Origin of the sequence: Scytonema hofmannii PCC 7110 (genome assembly GCF_000346485.2) — a bacterium.
GTDB lineage: Bacteria > Cyanobacteriota > Cyanobacteriia > Cyanobacteriales > Nostocaceae > Scytonema > Scytonema hofmannii.
Window position 1 is genome coordinate 5,106,969 of sequence record NZ_KQ976354.1, and the last position, 22,928, is coordinate 5,129,896.

The 22,928-nt window shown below is 39.4% G+C and carries 13 protein-coding genes and 1 pseudogene; 10 read left to right on the forward strand and 4 right to left on the reverse strand.

What is annotated here, in order from left to right; all coding sequences use genetic code 11:
• Positions 1 to 200: 200 nt before the first annotated feature.
• From WA1_RS21165 to WA1_RS21175, 3 genes are all read right to left on the reverse strand, one after another.
• Positions 201 to 818, reverse strand: a complete 618-nt coding sequence (locus WA1_RS21165) for a Uma2 family endonuclease (protein ID WP_026135128.1) — start codon at positions 816 to 818, stop codon at positions 201 to 203.
• Positions 819 to 894: 76 nt separating this feature from the next.
• Positions 895 to 7,020: a translocation/assembly module TamB domain-containing protein gene (locus WA1_RS21170; RefSeq protein ID WP_017747633.1), complete on the reverse strand. Its 6,126-nt coding sequence runs from the start codon at positions 7,018 to 7,020 to the stop codon at positions 895 to 897.
• A gap of 442 nt (positions 7,021 to 7,462) precedes the next feature.
• The gene (locus WA1_RS21175; protein ID WP_017747634.1) at positions 7,463 to 7,708 is read right to left on the reverse strand and encodes a hypothetical protein; all 246 of its coding nucleotides are present in this window, start codon (positions 7,706 to 7,708) and stop codon (positions 7,463 to 7,465) included.
• A gap of 466 nt (positions 7,709 to 8,174) precedes the next feature.
• On the opposite strand from WA1_RS21175, the gene WA1_RS21180 reads away from it, so the two are divergent.
• Entirely contained in the window at positions 8,175 to 8,387 is a 213-nt protein-coding gene (locus tag WA1_RS21180; RefSeq protein WP_017747635.1) for a hypothetical protein, read from the forward strand.
• A gap of 550 nt (positions 8,388 to 8,937) precedes the next feature.
• Here WA1_RS21180 and WA1_RS61760 read toward each other — a convergent pair.
• Positions 8,938 to 9,183 (reverse strand): annotated as a pseudogene (locus tag WA1_RS61760) (hypothetical protein); the annotation flags it as partial.
• Between the two features lie 177 nt (positions 9,184 to 9,360).
• Between WA1_RS61760 and WA1_RS21190 the strand changes: the two are divergent.
• The 9 genes from WA1_RS21190 to WA1_RS21230 all read left to right on the forward strand — a co-directional run bounded on the left by WA1_RS21190 (position 9,361) and on the right by WA1_RS21230 (position 22,719).
• Positions 9,361 to 9,774 (forward strand): DUF3110 domain-containing protein, encoded by a 414-nt coding sequence (locus WA1_RS21190; RefSeq protein ID WP_017747637.1) that lies wholly within the window; start codon positions 9,361 to 9,363, stop codon positions 9,772 to 9,774.
• A 110-nt stretch (positions 9,775 to 9,884) separates the two neighbouring features.
• On the forward strand, positions 9,885 to 10,799 hold the full coding sequence (murQ, locus tag WA1_RS21195; RefSeq protein WP_017747638.1) for an N-acetylmuramic acid 6-phosphate etherase: 915 nt from the start codon (positions 9,885 to 9,887) through the stop codon (positions 10,797 to 10,799).
• Positions 10,800 to 11,222: 423 nt separating this feature from the next.
• The gene (locus WA1_RS21200) at positions 11,223 to 12,461 is read left to right on the forward strand and encodes a response regulator (RefSeq protein ID WP_017747639.1); all 1,239 of its coding nucleotides are present in this window, start codon (positions 11,223 to 11,225) and stop codon (positions 12,459 to 12,461) included.
• Positions 12,462 to 13,128: 667 nt separating this feature from the next.
• Complete coding sequence (locus tag WA1_RS21205; RefSeq protein ID WP_017747640.1) at positions 13,129 to 14,301, forward strand: response regulator; 1,173 nt, start codon at positions 13,129 to 13,131, stop codon at positions 14,299 to 14,301.
• A gap of 158 nt (positions 14,302 to 14,459) precedes the next feature.
• Positions 14,460 to 14,819 (forward strand): response regulator transcription factor, encoded by a 360-nt coding sequence (locus WA1_RS21210; protein ID WP_017747641.1) that lies wholly within the window; start codon positions 14,460 to 14,462, stop codon positions 14,817 to 14,819.
• Between the two features lie 91 nt (positions 14,820 to 14,910).
• The gene (locus tag WA1_RS21215; protein WP_026135130.1) at positions 14,911 to 15,384 is read left to right on the forward strand and encodes a chemotaxis protein CheW; all 474 of its coding nucleotides are present in this window, start codon (positions 14,911 to 14,913) and stop codon (positions 15,382 to 15,384) included.
• 46 nt (positions 15,385 to 15,430) lie between these two features.
• Positions 15,431 to 18,175, forward strand: a complete 2,745-nt coding sequence (locus tag WA1_RS21220; protein ID WP_017747643.1) for a GAF domain-containing protein — start codon at positions 15,431 to 15,433, stop codon at positions 18,173 to 18,175.
• 137 nt (positions 18,176 to 18,312) lie between these two features.
• Positions 18,313 to 18,693 (forward strand): four helix bundle protein, encoded by a 381-nt coding sequence (locus tag WA1_RS21225; protein ID WP_017747645.1) that lies wholly within the window; start codon positions 18,313 to 18,315, stop codon positions 18,691 to 18,693.
• A 387-nt stretch (positions 18,694 to 19,080) separates the two neighbouring features.
• Positions 19,081 to 22,719 (forward strand): hybrid sensor histidine kinase/response regulator, encoded by a 3,639-nt coding sequence (locus WA1_RS21230; RefSeq protein ID WP_017747646.1) that lies wholly within the window; start codon positions 19,081 to 19,083, stop codon positions 22,717 to 22,719.
• Positions 22,720 to 22,928 lie beyond the last annotated feature (209 nt).

Sequence of the window (22,928 nt, forward strand, 5' to 3'; positions counted from 1 at the left end):
GAACGGCAAAAAAACAAGCCAAGCTCAATGGGAGGTATATGGACGAAATTATCATCGAACGATTTTTATAAAACGCTTCTTCCACAATTTTGGTAATTAGGAATTATGTTTATTGGATTTCCCCACCTACCTACTTATCAAACAGGAAATAGACCTGATTAATGAAGAAGAATTTCAGATTATTTATGGAAAATTTCCTTTTATTGACCAGCTTGAAAAATTTGTTCTGCGGTCAAATTTATCTCTGGAAAAGTTGGAGATATAATTTTATCGCTACCTCGAAATAAAGTGACTTGATATTCCCCATCAATCAATTGATAAAGTGAAAAAGTAGGTTGTTTGGGATTTCCAATAAACTTCCTAGCGCCTAATGCTGCATAGTCAGCAACCCAATATTCATGAATACCCATCTCCTCATAATCAGCAAGTTTTATATAGTAATCATCGCGCCAATTAGTACTAACAACCTCGACTAATAAAGGAATTGATGCACCAAAAGTAACAGTAGAAGATTTTTCCCAAAGAGGTTCTGAAGCTAAAGCAGCGTCATTTAGTATTAATACATCCGGGAAATAACCTGATTCTTTTTTAGGTGGTTTGACTATTGCTTGATTGGGAATAAAGTAGGGGAGATTCAATCGGTCAAACTCCACAGATAGCTTTTTTACCAAAAAACCTTTTACTTTTTCATGTTTGCCTGTAGGCTGCGACATTTCAACAATTTCTCCATTATGTAGTTCGTACCGTACCCCAGGGTTTTTTGGATTCCAATCAATAAATTCATCAAAAGTAACTATTTTTGTTAAGGCTTGCGTCATAATACCTTCATTCTTGTTTGGATTTACTTTTATTGTATGTGCAATATTCATCCTTCATCCTTGATACTTTATCCTTTCAAAATCGCTTTTGATATTCAACCACGGCGCGATTGTCATCAGAAAAGTTAGTTGTACCACGGAGACGAATCGAATCGTTAAGTCGGTAGTTAACACCCCATTGCACGGGGTCACCAGTTGTTAAAATCTTCAGCCCAGAAACAGAAATTCTACGGGTAATATCAACTCCTGCTTCTGCTGCTAACTCCAAGCTAGAACCGTTACGCCCTGCTTCTGGATTCTCCGAGAGAATCGTTGGGAAGATACGCAGTTCGCTTAACCCCACTGCAGTTCCCAGTTGGTTCAGAGGTCCCTGTAAATTATTCAATACTGCTGAACCAGCTATATTAATCAGCCCTAATGTACTATCACCGCCACGTCCTTGGGTATCAATAAATCCACCACCCAATAAAGCGACAATTTCTGTTTGGCTGCGTGCGGGAGAACTTACCAATTCAAGATTTTTATCAAGTTGACTTGCTAGTCCCTCTACCCTAGCTTCAACACGCACTGTCTCTAAAGACGCTAACCCTGTAGTACTTGCTTTATTCAAGTCAGTACCTTGAGTCGTATCAAGCACTTTGGCAAACAACTGAATATCTAAATTGGGGTCTCGTGGCTGATTCTCTCTAAAGATTGCCTTATGCGCGTAGCCACGCACAAGGTTAAACCGAGTTGTAAATAAATTGACGCTTCCTTCTTTGAGTTTAATCGTTCCTTCTGGAACTGGCTGACTCAACAAACCATTGACGTTAAGACTACCAGTCGCCCGAAAACTAAGAATAGGTTGGCGAGTAATTTTTACATTTTTGCCAAGATTTATCTGTAGGTTGTTTAACCTGGTTTCTGTACTTTCAACTTCAGGAGTTGTTTGTTTGTTTTGTTTGAGCCGCGTATCGTTGACACTATTTATTCCACCACCCATTCCAGGGGTTGTTGTACCTTCAGCAGCTTCTGCTAGCAACACCTCACCGTTATCTAATTCCATTTGACCGCTAATGACCGGGCTAAGAGCAGATCCTGCAATCTCTAACTTACCGCCCACTCCTCCTTGATACAGCCCTTTCAAATTGACTGCTAACTGTTGCAAACTAACTGTAAGGGGATTTTCCAGTTTTTCTGCGCTGGAAATGGGAATTTGTCCTTTGGCTTCGATGGCACCTTTATTATTGTACTGACCTTGAAGATTTTCCACAATAACACGGTCAAAATCAAAATTCACCTTTCCGATAACATCTGTAATCTTCCCTGGTAAAGATTGGGATGAAAAGATACCTTTACTGACAGTTGCAATTCCATTGAGAGTAGGCTTCTGTAACGTTCCCCGCACTTTGAGGTCAATTTCTCCCTCACCGCTTTCATATGAGATCTGGCTGTTTAATAGATTTAAGATTGCCAATCCTTCATTTTTTACTTTCACATCCAAACTAATTATATTGCTATCCGGTGCTTTGGTTGCAAAAGGTAATTTGTAAGGTATGCTACCACTAATATTCACTGGCTGCTCATGACTAGAAACTGCCACAATGCTGCCAAAATCTAAACGACCGTTGTTATAGCTAAAACTTGCATTTGCTGAATCAACTCCTTTTTGATTGAGAGTTCCTTCATTAATTTCCAATTCCCCTTTGGCTTGTGGATTGTTAATGCTACCTGCTAAAGCTGCTGTTGCGTTGAGATTACCTGTTAAACCAACTGGTAATTTCACAAAATTATTTAAAACTTGTATGGGGAAATTTGTAACCCGTAATTGACCGGATTGTTCTTTCCCGCCAATATTACCTGTGAAAGCAATGAGCCTATTTTGAGATTCTAGCCGCAAAGGAAGGAATGTCAAAACCCCATTTTCAAATTTACCTTGAGCGATGACCTGTTCGGCTTTATAATAACGCTCTGGTTCGTTTCCTCTTCCCCAAGCAAAGTTTTGACCGTTTAAATTAAAGTTTGCATATAACCCGTTTGCGGTTGCTGTATCAACGCTCACTTCACCGCTAAAAGTTCCATTTAAATCTGCTAAGTCTGGTATGGGAGAAGCATCGCGCCGTTTTTGTTGTTGCTGTGATAGCAAATAATCAATTTCCGCCAAGCGCTGCATTTGCGTTATTAATGGCTTGTTAGGTATACCAACTGGTTTAATGCTGCCTAAGTCTGCGGCTTTACCATAAGTTGGTTCTACCATACCACCTTGGACATCTTGTAATTCATATAACTGGAGTACAGCCAGAACATCCTGAATGTCACCTTTGGTAACATTTAGCTTACCTTGTATTTGAGGACCTTTGGCAGTTTGAGCAAAAGTACCTGCTAGGGCATAACGACTCGCACCTTTAGCAAATTCACTGTTTGTAATGTTTGCTTTGCCATCACTGTAGCGGAATTGTGTACTGAGACGATCGCCTACAATTCGTCCAAATTTAGGTTTCTCAATGGTAATATTCCCTAAAGTGGCAAATGTCTTTTGATTGAACTCAGCACTTCCAGTTAACAATCCTGCGATCGCACCCGTTCCCAAACGCGTACTAGGGGGAGGTGCTATATTTAGTATTTGTAATGGGAAATTTTCCACCTTCATTGCCAAAACATCCCCTCTCGATTGACCGAATGCCAAAGCGTCTTGCCAACGCACATCAAAGGTAGAGACGCGCCATGGTGCGTCTTGGGTTTTACCATTACCCACTGCTCCTGCATTCAAAGCTATGCGATCGCGTTTCCCTGCTATATTCAAATTAAAACCCTGTCCCTGTACCAACTGAATATTTCCAGTTAACACAGATTCAAAAGATATCTGATTGACCGCTAAATCTCGCAACCTCAATTGCCCTTGGATATCTGGAACTGGCAATTGACCTGTAATTCTTCCTCCAAAATCAGCTTTACCTGCTAAAGTTGCAGGATTGGGAAGAGATAAGGGTAACTTTTGCAGATTGACATTTTGGGCTTGGACATTAAGATTTAAACCCGTAATTTCCGGTACTCCAGCTCTATTTGTTGTGGCAAAAATGTAACCAGTGGCATTTAAATCGGGCGAAGTGGCTTTCTCAACGATCGCTTGTTTTCCATCCCAACCAACAGATGCTGTCAGGGGTTGCTCGATCGCAGAAATTCCTTGAGAAAACTGCACTTCACCTACAGCACGGACAGATGCTATGTCAAAAGCCCCCACCTTACCTGCCACTTGCATTTTTGCACCAAACTGACCGCGTAAATCCGGTGAAAATCGAGTTAATTCTACACCAGTTGCCTCCACCACAGCTTGGTAGTTACCATTACCTACGCGAATATTAGAAGCTGAGATCGCACCACCTGCAACATTCAGTTTTGCTTGACCCGTAGCTCGAATTGCTTGTAATTGCGTAGATTCCAAAGAACCAGCAACATTAAACTGACCTGTTAAATTTCCGTGAAACGGCGGAGGAAGCTGTGCCATTCGCTGCAAAGGTATATTTTGAGCTTGAAGTTGTGCTTGATAGCGACCGTTAGCCACTTGAATATTTGAAGCTGTGACTGTCCCTCTGCCAAAATTAACCTTTGCCTGACCGATAGCTTGAATAGCTTGCGGGCTAAATGACTCAATACCACCCGCCACATTAAACAAACCTGTCATCCTGCCTTGAAACTGCGGGGGTAACTGCGGTACTAATCGCTGCAACGCTACATCATTTGCTTGGAGTTGTGCTCTGTACCGACCGTTAGCGAGTTGAATATTGTTAGCAGTCACCGTACCATCTGCTATTTTAACCCGTGCTTGACCAACTGCTTGAAAGGCTTGTGGTTGGAATGATTCCACAGAACCTGCGACATTAAATTGACCAGTTAATCTTCCCCAATATTCTTTGGGGAGTTGTGCGACTTCCTGCAATGCTACGTCATTAGCTTGGAGTTGCATTTGATACACGCCGTTAGCCACCTGGATGTTGGAAGCTGTGACTGTACCATTCCCAATTCCTATGCGTCCTTCCCCACTGGCGCGGAAAGTTTTGAGGTTAAAATCATTTGTATTACCCGATACTTGTACTTTACCCGCCAAAGGCCCCGTTAAAGCTGGGGGTATCTGAGTTTTTAACAAACGTCCCAATCTTAGATCGTTGGCAACGAGTTGTGCAGAAAAGTTTTGCTCGTTAAATTGGAGGTGAGAAACTGCAACTGTACCGCCTGCAATATGAACTCTGGCATTCTCAGGACGAATTGAGGCAATTTGAAATGGGGCTGAGGTTCCCGACAGAATGAGACGACCATTAAATCGCGCATCATTAAGAGATATATTTTGGACTTGCTGGGGATTGACAAAATGTTGAATTTGAAGTTTAGATGCATCAGCGACTGCTTGCCATTGCTGTTCGTTCCAAGTTCCATACGCCCGTACTGTACCGCCCGCAACACGAAGCGCAACATTGCGGAATGAAACAGTTTTATTCGGTGCGACGGTGAGTTCACCCGTTGCGGGGTAGGTGGCTTGGGGTGCTTGCCATTGCGCTGACGTTTGAATTGTCTCAGGAGTGCCTGTTAATTTGCCGACAGCTGCAACTTTGCCGATGTGAATGGGAGGTTTTGTGCCGTAGAGAAATGCGATCGCATCGCCTGCAACATTTTTTGCCTTAAAATTAAAGTTAAGTTGAGTCAGTTGAGGATTTGCATTCAGTTGAATCTTGCCGTTCCCCGTAATGTCACCACCGACTATGGCTTTCCCTTGAATATTTTTAAAAGTCATAACCGAGGCAACAGGAGAAAACTCAAACTGTGCGCCAACGCTATCAAAATCTACTTTGTCAATTCTGGCAGGTTTGATGCTAGCAACTGTACCTATAAGAATAGGTTTCTCAGTTGTTCCAATAACTTGTAAATCAGCTTTCACTTCCCCAAGGGTAGGAAAGGGCAGTTGTATGTTAAGAGTTTCTTGGGCTTGGGCAATGTTAACTGCATCGACACGTGCTGCTAATTGAAAACCTGTTTCGGTATCAAGGAAACCGCTAGCAATGAGGGGGATTTTACCATAATTAGTTGCCACATTGTCTAAGTGAATTCGGCTACCATCAAATCGCAAGTTCCCTTGAGAATTGATAAATGGTTGTGGCATTTTGGGAACTTGAAGCGTTATACCTTGTGCGGTAGCCGTTCCATATACCCACGGGCTTTGCGGTTGTCCTGGCTGTTGTTTTAGTAGCAGCTTGGGAATCTTTAAGTCAGCCTGAACTCTACCATCCAGTAAAAAGATTGGCAGTTTAATCAAACGAGTGACTTCTGTGGCGCTCAAGTCTCCTTTCAAATGTAAGTTGGTTTCAAACGCCAAAGTCTTCGGACGAGTTTCTCCCTGAAGGGATATGTTACCGCCGGTCTTTGGAACTCCATTGACATCATATTTTATCAGCTCGTTCTTTTCTAAGAACTGAGCAGTGCCATTGAGTTCAGAAAATTCTACTGGGGATTTTGAATTTTGGATTTTGGATTTTGGATTTTGGATTGAGGGTTGGGGGGATGAAGGGGAGGAGGAGGAGAAGGTGGGGGTGTTGGGAATTGTTTCTGGTGTTGGGATTTGTGGAAGATTGGGTGATGCTGAGACGCTAGAGGATATACTTCCCCCCCGCTCCCTTTCTCCCTCTGCCTCTCTCCTCATGGGTGTTAGGACTAACCGAGCATTGCGAACCCGCAGTTTATCTAAATCGGTTTTAATTGGTCCTTCTTTACCTGGAGGTGCAATGGTGGTAGTAATCCAGTTCCCTTGTTCATCCTGTTCTATGTAAATATCAGGATTAACTAGGGTAACATCTAGCTTGAGGTGTCGGTTCAACAGTAACCCCAAGGGGTCAAAACTGACTTCGACTGCTTCAACAGTGGCTTTATCCCGATCTGTCGGTGTTGCTGGTAGTGCTGAAGCACCAAACTTAACTCCACTCAGAGAAAATTCTTTGACATCGCCCAATTCTACGGGACGGTTGAGTGTAGTAGTCAGGCTTGTTTCCGCTAGTGGTACTAACTCTGTACGAATAAAATTCCACAGTCGCCATGCGCCGCCTGCAAATCCAATCAGCAGAAATCCACCCAAGGCAATACCACCTCTACTAAAAAGGAGGAGCCAAGTAGCTTTTTTGATACGGTTTTTGGTACGGTTTGGTTTTGAGGGATGTTCTGGATTACAAGCGTTCGTCATGTCGTTTCACTATTGACTTACCGAATGTATCTGCTACAGTCAAAAATGACAATCAACTGGCAGAATCATGGCTATGCCTACTCAAGGATAACCGGCGATACCCAATACGGAACTAGCAATCGTACTTAACAATGAATAATTAAAGTATGCTTACCCTTGAAAATAGGGAGTGGGGAAGGTGGGGCCCCCTCTGGGGATAAGGGGTAATGGGGAGTAGGGAGTGGGGAAGAGAGATTTTCATAAAGAGCGTTGTGGGCGATTACTTCCGGTAGGCTATATAGGTTTGCACATAAGATGAAATTTTGAGAACGAAGGAATAGTACTTTCAGGCACAGTTTTTGCACAGAAGTTAACTAAAAAGTCCCAACTAATGATTAATTAGTTGGGACATTAATTAGCAGAGACGAAACATGAAATTATTCTAGTGATGCGGTAGATGCAATTAAGCCCGTTTATACTTGGCTAAAAATGGGTTCAAATGTTTGTAACGCTTGTGCTTTGTTAACCAATAAGAGCAAACTTCATTGACAAGTTCTATTTCTCCATGAGTTAATTCTTTATCCGATTTTCCCGAAGCTAAAATTTTAGCAACAATAGCTGCTTTATCGTATTCAACACCCCGTTTGAATAACTCAGAGTAGTATATTGCCTCCTTCTCTTCAACCGTCGTGTGAAATTTTCCTTGCATTAGTTAAAGCATCCAAGAGAAATAGAAACAGTTATTAATACTAAAATGTGTAAATTTTGAGTGTGATTGCAGCTACCTTAAGGAAGATAAACGTTTCACTCTTTAGGTAGATGTGTTATGCCAATTAGTCCTTTAAACGCGTGATTATCTCAAAAGTTTTTGTTTTTATCTATATGATAGTTGACAGTTAAAAAACTGGATTAATATCGGGTAAAGCCTCTTTAGTATTCGGGAACAAAAGTTAATGTTTTAAGGGTCAAAAGTCTCGAAAAAACCACAATTCTAGTGATTTTCAACGGGAAGATTACTTGATAATTCTCTAGGATCTAACTAAATGTTTTTTTTCCTTATAAATTGATAAAAGACTTGATATTTAAGAATCAGTAACAGATTATAGAAATGGGATCGGAAAAGATATTCATCAAATCCCAAAGACAAATAACCAACGCTTGGAGTCAATTTCAACATGGCTAAGATTACAATTTCTCAACTGCATACTGCCTCTGTTCAAGAGTTAACAAATGCTGAGCTTGATGCAACAAAAGGTGGACTAACATTAGGACTAACCCCTAACCTTAATCTGACAAACACTGCTGTCGCTGGTCAAGCTAGCACCAGTGGTTCTACCAATACTGTGGGAACTGACTTCCTACAAAGCTTAATCGCGTTGGTTGCGTAAGTGTTTTGAATTCAAGTTCATCCGTGAAGCTATAACCTGTTTCACGGGTTAAAATGTATTTCCAATAAGCTTTAGGGAACTATAGATTCAGCCTGGAATAACTTTCGGGCTGAATTTTATTATAGGGTTAGTCTATAAACAATTCTTAAAACAAAGCTTGCTCCCCTAGGCTCAATATCAATCCGCAAAGGTAGACTGATATTGAGTCGATAGTTTTCACTACAATTACGAACGGGGCTGAAGGGATGACATCAGTTGAATGTGTTTTTTACTTGGAGGATGAGAACATTTTTGAGACACAATTGTTTTCATTGTTTACCTAAAAAAACCGACTTTTTCAAGTTAATGCTTCTTGGCATCAATAGTTTATTTAGTTATACGTTAGATAGAGAGAAAAACCGCTTTTAATACTCAAAAAAAATTATTTTGAGTGAAATTACAACTACTAAAAGAAAGATAAACGTTTCACTCCTTAGATAGATGCTTTCTAAAAATAAGATCTAGACAGTAGTTGACCCCACATCAGTCGTAGACTGTAACATAGGGGTCTAACACGTTCAAACGCAGCCATTAACCTTGTGACTTCTGCCTCCCGTCCGTACAGCTTTTGCCCAATCAAAAATTGCCCAGATTTATCCCTTCTTCCCGGTATAAAGTTTTCAATCTTTCCAGTCGCCTGAAGTTGAAACAAACACTCCTCTAAATCTGCTTTCAGTCCCCAAGCGCTTTGATACCGATCCTCAGCTGTTTTCGCTAACAATTTCAAAACAATCGCAATCATCGCCTCTGGCACTTCTTCTAAGACGCGACATACAGTTTCTTGACAGGGGGAAGAATGTTTGACACAAAAGTATGCATATTTTTGCAAGATGTTACGAACACCAACGACTTAACAGTTCTTAATTGACATGACTTGACTATACGGAACTAAACTATGATGGGATTCAAGATACAAAATTAAAAGACTAGACCCATGCCTGTTTTTGTACTACTGTTTAACGCCAGAACGGAAAATGAGGGGATTCACACAATTCAAGTGGGCGGGCGCAATAAAGTTCTGATGTTTGAGTCGGAAGACGACGCCACACGCTTTGCCCTCATGTTGGAAGCTCAGGATTTTCTGACACCTACGGTAGAGGAAATTGATTCAGAGGAAGTAGAAGAATTTTGTGCCAGCGCAAACTATGATTGGGAAATCATCCCAAGTGACAGCAATAGTTTGATCGTTCCTCCAGAAGTGAATGTTGATGAAACCGATTGGAATCCAGAATCAAAACAGGATGCAAGTGAGGGAACTTTGGATCGCACTCAAGATTCCGAGGACAACTCAGAATTGCCTCAGTCGGAACTAGATAGTATTCGTCGCAAACTAGAAGGATTATTGTAGTTAGTTGGTGGTTAGTTGTTAGTGGTTAGTGGTTGATAGTTAACAACTAACAATTAACAACTAACAACTAACAACTAACAACTAACAATTAACAACTAACAATTAACAAAATGACAAATTTACAGGAACGTGGGCATCTTTTAACCGAGCAAATCAATCCTGATAGTCTTAACTTAGACCAGCTCAGTGCTTTGGAATTCGTAGAATTGTTTAATCGTGAAGATGCAAAGGCAGTAGCTGCGGTAGCTGCAGCTAAAAATCAGTTGGCTGAAGCGATTGAACTCTGTGCAGAACGAATGCGTCATGGAGGACGTCTGTTTTACATTGGTGCAGGAACAAGTGGTAGATTGGGGGTGTTGGATGCCGCAGAATGTCCGCCTACATTTTGTACCTCTCCGGAAATGGTACAGGGTATTATTGCTGGTGGTGCAGGCGCACTTGTCCGCAGTTCTGAAGATTTAGAAGATCGCGCCCAAGATGGAGAAACTGCGATCGCTCAACGTCAGATTACGCAACTTGATATTGTAGTTGGTATCACGGCAGGCGGAACAACGCCTTTTGTCTACGGTGCATTAAGTGCAGCCCGTCAAAGGGGTGCTAAAACTATATTTATAGCCTGTGTTCCTAAGGAGCAAGTGAGCGGTGATGCCGATATTGATATTCGCCTTTTGACAGGACCAGAGGTACTGGCGGGTTCAACTCGTCTAAAAGCGGGGACGGCGACAAAACTGGCTTTAAATATCCTTTCTACAGGGATTATGGTTAAGTTGGGCAAAGTTTATGGCAATCGCATGGTAGATGTGGCGGTGACGAATCAAAAGCTACGCGATCGCGCTTTGCGAATCTTACAAGACCTAACTGGCTTAAGTCGAGATGCAGCAGGTTTTTTGTTAGAACGCAGTGGTAAATGGGTCAAGTTAGCACTTTTGATGCATTGGACTGGGTTGGAACAAGAGGAAGGTTTAAAGCTTTTATCAGAACACCAAGGTAATCTCAGAGCAGCTGTTGCAAGCTACAAACAGTAACCAGTGACCAGTGACCAGTGACCAGTGACCACTAACAACTAACCACTAACCACTAACGGTATAAATCAGAATTTATACTGATTTAATTTAGTTTTTCAAGCTATATGATAGTTAATTAAGGATAAACATATTTTACGTTTGATTTATAGCAATCCTACCTGTCTCAGAAAAGATTAACAGAGTTGAGAGCCTGAATAAAGTTTTTTTCTACTGACTCACTTCTGTGCAGGTAAATTTCTGTTGTTCTCTTAATAGACTGATATTTCTACGTTCATTTAGGATTGCGATCGCGATGTAAAATCAGTAACGCCTATTCAAATAGGGTTGCCATTTTGCAGAAATTTATAAAAATGCATCTCTACAACTGACTTAACAACTAGTTAAAAGTTTAACAAGGCTGAATTTTAAATACAGGGAAAAAGCATGAACCATTCGGAAGTAATTGAGCAGAACAATCTGCTGAATGAATTTATTACATCTTCTCAGTTACAACACAGTGGTAAATTGGAAATAAAAAGTTCTCAAGGAAATATATGGAGCTTTTATTACCGACTGGGGCGGATAGTATGGGCAACCGGTGGAACTCATCCATGGCGGCGCTGGCGCAGACATATGGTTCAACACTGCCCAGAAATAGATTGTGATAAGATGCGGTTTCGCGTGGAAGACACATTAGTTGAGCACTGGGATTATAATCTTTTAGTAATCTTGTATCAAAGACAGCAATTAAAACGGGAACAAATTAAAGTGATTGTGGACAGCACAATCTCTGAACTTTTATTTGACGTAGTACAGCAGATAAATGTTTTTGCTACTGGAAATTCTAATACTTGCAACTCCGTACTTCGTAGAGAACGCAATCAAGAAGTTATCTTAGAAACACCTCTTAGCTTCACAAGTGCCGATTTATCTTTGAAGCAGGTAGAAGACTCTTGGAAAATGTGGTCGGATGCTGGCTTAGTAAATATTTTCCCAGATTTTGCACCAGTACTGCGTAAACCAGATCGACTTCAACAACAAGTCAGTCCATCTGTCTACAAAAACTTTGTGACTCTGCTGAACGGTAAATATTCCTTGCGCGATTTAGCCGTCAAAATGAATCACAATCCTTTGTCAGTTGCTCGTTCTTTGCTTCCTTACATTCAAAAAGAAATTGTTGAATTGGTGGAAGTCCCAGATCTACCTTTAATGACAGAAATTAAAAATAATTCTACCTCTAACAAATTTGTCGAATCGACGGCTCCACTTGTAGCTTGTGTAGATGATAGTCTCCAAGTTTGCCAAATGCTAGAGAAAATAATAACCTCTAACGGACTCAGATTTCTTAAGATTCAAGATTCAGTACAAGCATTACCAACTATTATTCAGCATAAGCCAGACCTAATCTTTTTAGATCTAGTTATGCCAGTTGTTAGTGGTTATGAGCTATGCGCCCAGTTGCGACGAATTTCTACCTTTGCTGACACACCAGTCATTATCATAACGGGGAGTGATGGTTTTATAGACAGAGTGCGGGCTAAGGTGGTTAACTCCACACACTTTATCACTAAACCCATAGCTGCTGATAAAGTCATGAGTGTGATACATAAGTATTTAAAAATTCCCAGAACCTCTAGTAAAAGCCAATCTAACTTACAGAAATTACCATTGACTGGTTCGTAACTCGTACTTCTTTTCAATTTCTCAAAGTAATAATAATTCTTGAAGATGTTATGAAGTTCAGAAGAGTAGTATTTATCACTTAGTCAAACCGTATTGGTTAGAAATCCAGGTTTTTTCAAAACGGTGTTTCTATGTATTCCGTTTTTGATAGTCATCTATTTAGTAAAATTAAAGATAATAATAAAAAGCTCTAAAAGAGCAGAAACTACTGAAATTTAGAGTTCAGAGCTTTTACGGATTTATTTCTTGCTAAGAAAAGTTTATGATCCTTCACAGACTCTAATAAAAACTTTTATTTTGAATTATGGTGACTTTTGGAAAAGGAACGTTTTAGCAGATATTTGTAGTTCGCTATATACAAAAATCTACAACAATAGGGGAGCAGCCCAATTTGGAAAAAACACGTTTGCGATTGAAATCGCGACTATACAGGCGCTCGTCCGCAAGACAAGGACTTCTGATTAAGTCCACGCAGGTGGACGAGCGTTTGTGTAGCCCCAGAATTCTATTCTTGCAGGCTTTTGGCAAATTCGGGAGCCTCCCCAACAATAGGGATAGTTACCCCGATGAATTTGGCAAAATGATATGTATTTATTAGATTTTTTCTTAAAAACAACTAGTCAATTCAATCTTGAAAATTTCAATGTACTAATCAAAGGAATCAACGATGAACAAGCCAGAGCTATTAGTATCTAACACGTTACTGTTACTGAGTGAATTTAAAGCTTGTACGCAGTTACAATTTAATGGCAAATTAGATATCAGAAATACTGAAGGACAGACTTGGACGTTCTTCTATCAATTAGGAAGAATTGTTTGGGCAACAGGAGGGCTTCATCCCTTACGGCGATGGTACAGGCAAATGGCTAGATACTGTCCTGACTTAAATATACAAAAAATACAATTACTCCTGGAGGATATATCAAAAGATGACTGGGATTATCGCCTCTTAGGAAACTTATATAAGACAGAAAAAATCCAGCGCGAACAAATCAAAACAATCGTTGAGAATACAATTGCAGAACTATTGTTTGACGCAATTCAACAAGCAAATTTTGCTTCTGTAAGTTGTGAACGCAACCCAGCAACTGTTCTGGAAGCGCTTTTTAGTTCCACGGGTGTAGACATATCTATGAAGCTTATGCAAGACTCGTGGCAAACTTGGTTAGAAACAGGTTTGGAGATGATATCTCCTAACTTAGCACCGATACTAAAAAAACCAGAGCAACTCCAGTATCAAGTGAGTGCATCTATCTACAAAAACTTTATCACTTTATTAAACGGAAAATCTACTTTGCGAGATTTAGCAGTAAAAATGAAGCAAAGTGTGCTACCTCTGACTCGTTCATTATTTCCTTACATTCAAAAAGGAATGATTGAACTGATACAAGTCCCCGATTTACCTTTACAAGTTAGTGGAAATAAAAACAAATTAACTGTCCCATCAATCAAATCAACTGCTCCCTTAATAGCCTGCGTTGATGATAGCCCTCAAGTTTGTCAAATGCTAGAGGGAATTCTGCTTTCTCATGGGCTAAGGTGTGTAAAAATTGAAGATTCTGTACAAGCTCTACCAATTCTTATTCAAAGCAAACCAGAACTTATCTTTTTAGATTTGGTTATGCCGGTGGCAAATGGTTATGAAATTTGCGGACAGTTGCGGCGAATTTCTATTTTTGCTGACACACCTGTCATTATTTTAACAAGTAGTGATGGTGTTTTTGATAGGGTTCGTGCTAAGGTAGCAGGCTGCACTGATTTTATTACCAAACCTATTGTTGCTAATAAGGTCATAGCCATAGCACAGAAATATTTACAGACACCATCATTTAATAATTAGTACATATTAATTTATGTAAGTCTACGTATTTTTGCTGAACCTACTTGAGAAAGGATCAACCAATATAGAATAACAGTGTAAACATTTCTATCTCATTTCATCGCTCAAGTTATGTTCAATTCCATTTTGTCTTTTAGAGAACTCTAGTAGTAATTGTTATGGCTACCGTTTTAGTTGTTGAAGATGCCTTAACTGATATGCAACTTCTCACTGTTTACTTACAATATGCAGGTTATTCTGTAGTAAGTGCTACAAATAGTGATGAAGTCCAGGAAAAGATAGAAAAGAATCAACCTGATGTCATTTTTCTTGACGTAATTTTACCTGGTAAAAGTGGTTTTGAAATTTGTCGAGAATTGAAAACCAATCCCAATACTAGTAAAATTCCAGTCGTCATGTGTTCGACTAAAAACACTGATGTTGATAAAATGTGGGGTTCTATGCTAGGAGCTGATGCTTATATCTGTAAACCTATTAATCAGGAAGATTTGTTAAAAACGCTGATGCAATTCAAATAAAAAAGGACTGTCATTGGTCATTTCTAATGATTATAAATTTTTTGCTCTTCGATTTTTATACTAAGTTATACTAAGAATGAGGCAAGTAGCTTTGGAAACACAGCAAAAGTTTTTAAGTTTTTATTTGGGTCTAAAGGATACAGCTGTTATTCCTTTACAACACATTATCGAAGTCTTTCAAATTTCATTAATGGAAATATGCGCGGTTCCTCAAATGCCTGGTTGTGTTTTAGGGACATATAACTGGCGAGGTGAGATGCTGTGGGTAGTCGATCTTGAGGAGATGCTGGGTTACACACCAGTTTCTAATGATATAAACTTATTTTCAAAACTTATGGCAATTGTTCTGCAATGTGAGGGAAAGTCTTTAGGGCTTTTGGTGCGCCAGCTTATGGATATTGAATTATTAGATCCAACCCAGATAAAATATCCAGAGTCTCAAATTTTTTCTTCAGATATTTCTCCTTTTATCAAAGGATATTTTATTAATTACTTAGAAGATATGATTATTTCTTTAGATGCATCAGCAATTCTGCACCATTCAATTTGGAAAAACTACAATTGAGTTTTCCTTGTAACAAGTTAATTCTACAAAGACTGAGGTTTAAAATATGACTACTTTATATCAATTTAATCAAGAATCAGAACAATTAGATCATCAATTAGAAGAGAATAAAAATAATCATTCACCTGGTGAAACAATAGTATTAAATATAGTTTCTGAGCAATTAAAACTGTGGCGAAAGCAAATACAGGAAATTAGAGTCCAAATGCGCCAAACATTGGATGTCGATGTCCTAGCTAAGGTGACTGTGAAAGAAGTTAGAGAGAAATTGAGTAGCGATCGCGTTCTGATTTATCGCTTTCATTCTCTGGAAACTGGTGTTGTTATAGAAGAAGCAATATTAACAGGTTGGACACCAATATTGGCAGAAAACCTACCATCCATACTTTTTGGTATAAATCCAAATCAAGATTCTTTAGAACCTGTTGTCATAGATGATATTAACCAGATTGACCTTACCCCATATCAGAAACAACTACTGGAGAAATTTCAAATCAAAGCGAGTTTGAGCGTACCAATTATTTTAGAGGGTAAAATTTGGGGTTTGTTAGTAGCTAACTCTTGTGCAACAGCCCATCAATGGCAAGAAGTAGAAATTGGGTTACTCTCTCAAATCTCAACAGAATTTAGTTACAGACTCCAGCAGATTGAATCGCAAAAACAACAACAACAACAAACACAAGCAAGAATTGCTGTAGCCAAAGTCATCGACAAGGTATTGCGGGTATCGGCTATTGAAAAGGTTTTCCAAACCACAACTCAAGAAGTCCGTCAATTGTTGCGATGCGATCGCGTCGGAGTTTACCGTTTCAATCCGGACTGGAGTGGTGAATTTGTAGCAGAATCTGTAGGAAGCGGCTGGGTGAGACTTGTCGGACCAGATATCAAAACAATCTGGGAAGATAGCCACTTGCAAGATACACAAGGTGGTCGCTATGCCAAAGGCGAAAGCTTTGCCGTGAATGACATACATAAAGCAGGGCATTTTCCCTGCCATATTGAGATTTTAGAGCAGTTTGAAGTTAAAGCGTACATGATAGTTCCAGTGTTCTCTGGGGCAAAATTGTGGGGATTGCTGGCGGCGTATCAAAATTCTGCACCTCGTGAATGGCAACCCTGGGAAGTCACTTTTTTAACTCAGATTGGGATGCAATTTGGTGTAGCAGTCACACAAGCAGAATATCTCGAACAAGTACGCGTGAAATCCGAACAGCTCTCTCAGATTGCTGAACAAGAAAAAGCGTTAACTAAGATTGTCAACCGTATCCGACAAGCCTCAAATGTAGATAATATCTTCAAAACCACCACCCAAGAAGTTCGCCAATTACTGCGATGCGATCGCGTCGCAGTTTATCGTTTTAATCCTGACTGGAGTGGCGAGTTTATTACAGAGTCTGTAGGGATCGGTTGGACAAGACTAGTAGCACCTGGTAATAACACTGTTTGGGAAGATACCCACTTACAACAAACCCAGGGAAGTGGTTTTGCCAAAGGGGAAACTTTTGCCATAAATGACGTTTATAAAGCAAAGCACTCTGCATGCTACCTTGAAATGTTGGAGCAGATAGAAACCAAAGCTTACATTGTTGCTCCCATCTTTTCTGGAGCCAAATTATGGGGTTTACTAGCAGCTTATCAAAACTCATCTCCTCGCGATTGGGAAGAATCAGAAGTGAGCTTGATAGCAAACATTGGCGATCAGTTAGGGATAGCCCTACAACAAGCGGAATATTTGCAACAACTACAGATACAGTCGGTGAAACTTGCAGAAGCAGCAGAACGGGAAAAAGCAGCCAAGGAGTTACTGCAACAAGAAGCCATCCAGCTTTTAACAGCAGTCAGACCCGCCCTGACAGGGGACTTGACAGTACGCGCACCGATGACAGAAGACACCCTCGGTACAATAGCCGATGCTTACAACAATACCCTGCAAGCCCTACGGCAAATTGTCATTCAGTTGCAAAACGCAGCCCAACAAGTCGTCGAAACTTCCGGTAGTAGCAACAATGCTTTGGGAGGATTAACAAATTTAGCACAGCAGCAATCAGAAGAAATTACGGTGGCGTTAAGCGAATTACAACAGATGCTAAACTCCACCCAAGCCGTCGCTGGAAGTGCTGAATTGGTCAATATTGCAGTGCAAAGAGCTAACCAGACAGTAGAGTCAGGCGATCGCGCAATGAACTTGACTGTAGAAGCCATTCAAGCAATTCGAGAAACTGTAGCTCAAACCAGTAAAAAGATTAAACGACTCAGTGAATCCTCGCAAAAAATCTCCAAAGTTGTAAATTTGATTAGTAATTTTGCGACCCAAACCAACGTCTTAGCATTAAATGCTGCGATCGAAGCCACCCGTGCGGGTGAATACGGTAAAGGCTTTGCAGTCGTAGCAGATGAAGTCCGTTCATTGTCACGCCAGTCAGCAGCAGCAACTATAGAAATTGAGAAATTAGTTCAAGAAATTCAAGCAGAAACTGGTGAAGTTGCAGTCGCGATGGAAACAGGTATTCAACAAGTCTTAGAAGGGACAAGTTTAGTCAACGAAACCCGACACAATCTCAATGCAATTGTTACAGCTACTACAGAAATTAGCCAGCTTCTACAAAGAATTACAGAAGCTACGCAAACACAAATAGCACAATCTGTTTCAGTTACAACATCCATGAAAGATGTTGCTGAAATTTCCAACAAAACTTTTGCTGAATCCAAAGAAATTGCAACCGTTTTCCAACAGTTATCAAAAATGGCCCAAGAGTTATTAACGACTGCAAGCAAATTTAAAGTCAATTAAATTTTGGATTTTGGATTTTGGATTTTGGATTGTTGGGATTAATCGATTTTGGATTTTGAATTTTGGATTGTTGGGATTAATCGATTTTGGATTTTGGATTTTGGATTTTGGATTTTGGATTGTTAGGATTTTAGGATATGAATGAGCATGAGTTTAAACGGAGAACTTTTCAGATAGCATTAAAAGCTATCCAATTGGTAGAAACGATCCCTCAAAACCGAACAGGGGAAGTTATTGGAAAACAACTCATTCGGTCAGCAACATCAGTGGGAGCAAACTATCGCTCAGCTTGTCGAGGTAAATCCACTGCTGATGTGATCGCTAAACTCAGCATAGTGGAAGAGGAGGCGGATGAAACTATTTATTGGTTAGATCTAATTGTTGAATCTGGCTTACTATCATTAGAAAAAGTGACAAAATTGAAGTCAGAAACTAATGAGATTTTAGCGATGACTGTTGCTTCCATTAAAACGTTACGTATAAAAAACCAGACTCAAAACTCTAAACCACCAATCTAAAATCTCAAATCCTAACAATCCCAAATCTAAAATCCTAAATCCCAAATCCTAAATCCAAAATCAATACTGCTCGGATAAGCCGGAACAGAAACCCGGTTTCTCTCTTGAAACCGGGTTTCTCACAGCGCGAACAACTCTTAACCGAGTAGTATTAAATCCCAAATCCTAAATCCCAAATCCTAAATCCCAAATCCTAAATCCCAAATCCCAACAATCCCAAATCCTAAATCTCAAATCCTAAATCCTAAATCCCAAATCCCAACAATCCCAAATCTAAAATCTCAAATCCTAAATCCTAAATCCCAAATCCCAACAATCCCAAATCTAAAATCTCAAATCCAAAATCCAAAATCCAAAATCCAAAATCCAAAATCCAAAATCCAAAATATGCTTACCGATTCTTTCATTCGCGAACAAAGCTACGCGTACTTCCTAAGTGAAGTTCCAGAACTCCTACAAACTATTGAGCAAGAGCTTTTCAGCTTACCGCAAGATTATAGCATTGCTAAAGTACACAACTTAATGCGGGCTGCCCATACAATTAAAGGAGGAGCCGCTATTGTTGAGTTAGAAACTATTAACAAAATTTCTCATTCTTTAGAAGATGTTGTTAGATGTCTTTATAACTCAGAGGTAGTCATTGATGCTGAATTACAAACACTGCTTCTACAAGCTTATGAATGCCTTCGTCTTCCTATAACTGCAGAAATATCAGGTAGCAGTATTAATGATGAGGAAGTTCTTCAACGAGCAACTTCAGTATTTGCACAGTTACATGACAAGTTGGGTGATGCTCTAGATGTTGACAATCATATTCCCACTTCTGTAGAATTGGGATTTGATATTGTACAATCTATATTTGAAACAGGAGTGCAACAACGCCTAGAAAGCATTGCTCAAGCTATTCAAGATTTACAAAATACGGATGAGCTAGCTGATTTTTTACGTTCTCAAGCTGAAGTTTTTCTGGGCTTGGCAGAATCTTTAAATTTATCTGGGTTTGGAGAAATCGCTCAAACAACTCTGGCTGCACTAGAAGCAAATCCAACTTATACGCTTGAAATTGCGGAACTTGCCCTGGCAGATTTTCAAAAGGGACAACAGGCAATTTTGGCAGGCGATCGCACTGATAGCGAGCCTCCTTCTGTAGCTTTACAGAAACTCTCGCAACCCTTAATTAAAGGTTTTGATGCCCTCTTATTACCCCAAGAAAAGGAACCACATACAGATATAGCACATGAGTTAACTGTAGATACAATAGAAGATTTATCTGTTGATTCACCTACCACCAGCATATCATTAAGAAGTGAAATTACTAAATTATATAAATTTTTAATTAAAGCTGGTAACACTAACAATAAATCTTTAACAACTACAGAAGCTAAGCGTTATTTAAAAGTTATCCGCTACATTTTGGGCTGGTTTAATCATCAATTCAAAGTGCCTTATCAAGAACTTAGTTTAGTTCTACTTGTTCCTAACCTACAGACAGAAAATTCTATAGAGGAACTGGAAAACTGGTTATCTCAATGGTTTGAATTTTTAACCGATACAGAGGATAGCTATAGCCTCTGTCTCTACCGCCAAGGCATTACCTTAAAAATTATTTTTGCAGTTGCTAAATTTCAATATAAAACATCCAATAGCGATCTTCCAGTTCTTCAAGCACTCAAAAATAAAATTCTTCAGGTAGCAAAAGAATATAAAAACTATCCTCCTATTACAGAACAAGAGAAAAATTGGTTAGATAGACCAAAATTGCAGAGGCTTTTAGAAATTCAAAAGATATATCCTACATTAGTTCAAGCCCATGACTCTCTAATAGAGACAATATGGGGAGAAGAGGTTGTGAGCACTTCAAGTAGAGAGGAGAGCAGTGATGAATCAGCAGAACTTCCTAACTCATTAGTAATTAGAGAATCAGCAACAATAGATAGCGCCGAGACAGTGGCTGAATTTGTTCCTTCTGATTCTAACTTAAAAACTGACAAGCAACTTGATGCAAAAATTCAACCGTCACAGAATTCTCGACCAAATTCATTTATTAGAGTTAATGTAGAGAGTTTAAATACACTTAATTATCAAGCAGGAGAATTACTAATTTGTCAAAAACGGCGGAATCTGTACGATGAACAGCTTGGAGAAATTCTTGAGCAACTATTTCATCAACTCCAAAGACATCAAAAGACTTTAACCCAGCTACGCGAATTACCACTTCAAGTACAAAATTTTGCATCAAAGCACAAGCAAAATTTTTCTACTGTAGACTTTGATGCTTTAGAGATGGATGAATATACAGAATTTAATGTGAATTTGTACTCAGCAATAGAAGAGACCTTACAACTACAAGAAACAACAGAATCACTTGATTTACTTATTAAACAATCTACACAAATTCAAGAAAAAACACAGCGATTAACACTTAATATTATTGACAATTTAATAGACGTGCGAATGATCCCTTTGGGAGATATTCTCAATCCCTTTCCCCAAATGGTACAAAATTTAGGAAACTTGTATGGCAAACTTGTAGATATAAACCTAAGCAATACAAAGATACTAATAGAGAAAGCAATAGCAGAAAAACTATATGCTCCTTTATTACAATTAGTCCGTAATGCTTTCGATCACGGAATTGAGCTACCAGAAATTCGTCGCAAGTTAGGAAAATTAGAACGAGGTTTAATTGAAATTTGCGCTTATCATCAAGGTAGCCAAACTATTATTGAGGTCCAAGATGATGGACAGGGATTAGATTTAGAGAAAATCTGTACGAAGGCTGTAGAGCTTGATTTTATATCCGATGAAGATGCCAGAGGCTATCTTTCTCAAGTGACTGAAGACCAACTTCTAGAGCTTTTATTTTTGCCTGGATTTTCCACTGCTGATAAAGTCAGTGAAATTTCTGGGCGTGGTATGGGATTAGATATTGTCCGTTCTCAATTACATTCTCTCAATGGTTCGATCGCTGTTCAATCCTTACCCAATCGAGGGACAACATTTATACTGAAAATTCCTTTCTCTATGACTACCGATAAACTTATGCTAGTGCAAGCCGGAGGTATTGTTTATGCTTTACTATTGCAAAGTATTGAAAAAATCCTCTTTCCTTCCGCTCATACAATTAAGGAATTTGAAGGGAAGAAAGTTTTGCACTGGAAAACAGGCAATGATGAACGCATGGTTAGCATCCGTCATTTTTCAGAATTAACTTACTATAACAGTCGTTATATTAGTCACAAAAACTTACAAAGTAAACAAATAAATAATAGCACAGAAAACATGAAGAATCCCGTGCTATTACTAAGACGAAATCAAGAACTTTTGGGTTTAGAAGTTGACCAAATCATCGGTGAACAAGAACTAGTTATTAGACCTTTAGGTCAAACCATCTCTCCGCCCAAATATGTCTATGGCTGTAGTAGTCTAGCCAATGGAAATATGGTTTTGGTAATCGATGCTGCACTGCTGTTAGAACCATCCAACGAGATGCAAGCAGTACTTGATACCAAAGTATTACCACCAGTTACTTTTCAAAATAAGGCTTTACCCATATCAGCTTCAACACAACAACCTATACCCCTACTTGCTTCATCATCAACAAAACAAGGATTTAGTCTCGATCGAGAACAAGCATATCAGACACCAAAAGTAGTTTTGGTGGTAGATGATGCTATTAGTCTGCGCCAAACTCTTTCTTTAACCCTACAAAAGTTTGGTTATCAAGTTTTGCAAGCCCAAAATGGCGTAGAAGCTTTAGAAGAGTTACAAGCACATCCGGAAATTCAAGTTATAATTTCCGACTTAGAAATGCCACGTATGAATGGGTTTGAGCTTTTGTCTCATATTCGACACCACCCAAACTTAGCAAATCTACCTGTAGTTGTTTTGACATCTCGCAGTACAGAAAAGCACCGTCGTCTTGCTCAGGAATTAGGAGCAAAAGCGTATATAGTTAAACCTTACTTAGAGCATGAATTTATTTCAACAATTGAGGGTTTGTTAACAGTGACCAGTGACCAGTGACCAGTGATCAGTGACCAGTAACCAGTGACCAGTGACCAGTGATCAGTGACCAGTAACCAGTGACCAGTGACCAGTGACCAGTTACTATAGCTCTAGAGCAAAAGAATTTCCTAGAGCACAATATAACTCATTCTTGTTTCTTGACAAAGAATAATTTGCATAATCTGTAAAATAATCAAAAGGATCTGAAAAAACCATAAAATTGTTAG

What these genes read in the sequence shown, in the direction of transcription:
- WA1_RS21165 (WP_026135128.1), bottom strand. Translation starts at nt 818, where the DNA reads ATGACGCAAGCCTTAACAAAAATAGTTACTTTTGATGAATTTATTGAT.
- WA1_RS21170 (WP_017747633.1), bottom strand. Translation starts at nt 7,020, where the DNA reads ATGACGAACGCTTGTAATCCAGAACATCCCTCAAAACCAAACCGTACC.
- WA1_RS21175 (WP_017747634.1), bottom strand. Translation starts at nt 7,708, where the DNA reads ATGCAAGGAAAATTTCACACGACGGTTGAAGAGAAGGAGGCAATATAC.
- WA1_RS21180 (WP_017747635.1), top strand. Translation starts at nt 8,175, where the DNA reads ATGGCTAAGATTACAATTTCTCAACTGCATACTGCCTCTGTTCAAGAG.
- WA1_RS21190 (WP_017747637.1), top strand. Translation starts at nt 9,361, where the DNA reads ATGCCTGTTTTTGTACTACTGTTTAACGCCAGAACGGAAAATGAGGGG.
- murQ (WP_017747638.1), top strand. Translation starts at nt 9,885, where the DNA reads ATGACAAATTTACAGGAACGTGGGCATCTTTTAACCGAGCAAATCAAT.
- WA1_RS21200 (WP_017747639.1), top strand. Translation starts at nt 11,223, where the DNA reads ATGAACCATTCGGAAGTAATTGAGCAGAACAATCTGCTGAATGAATTT.
- WA1_RS21205 (WP_017747640.1), top strand. Translation starts at nt 13,129, where the DNA reads ATGAACAAGCCAGAGCTATTAGTATCTAACACGTTACTGTTACTGAGT.
- WA1_RS21210 (WP_017747641.1), top strand. Translation starts at nt 14,460, where the DNA reads ATGGCTACCGTTTTAGTTGTTGAAGATGCCTTAACTGATATGCAACTT.
- WA1_RS21220 (WP_017747643.1), top strand. Translation starts at nt 15,431, where the DNA reads ATGACTACTTTATATCAATTTAATCAAGAATCAGAACAATTAGATCAT.
- WA1_RS21225 (WP_017747645.1), top strand. Translation starts at nt 18,313, where the DNA reads ATGAATGAGCATGAGTTTAAACGGAGAACTTTTCAGATAGCATTAAAA.
- WA1_RS21230 (WP_017747646.1), top strand. Translation starts at nt 19,081, where the DNA reads ATGCTTACCGATTCTTTCATTCGCGAACAAAGCTACGCGTACTTCCTA.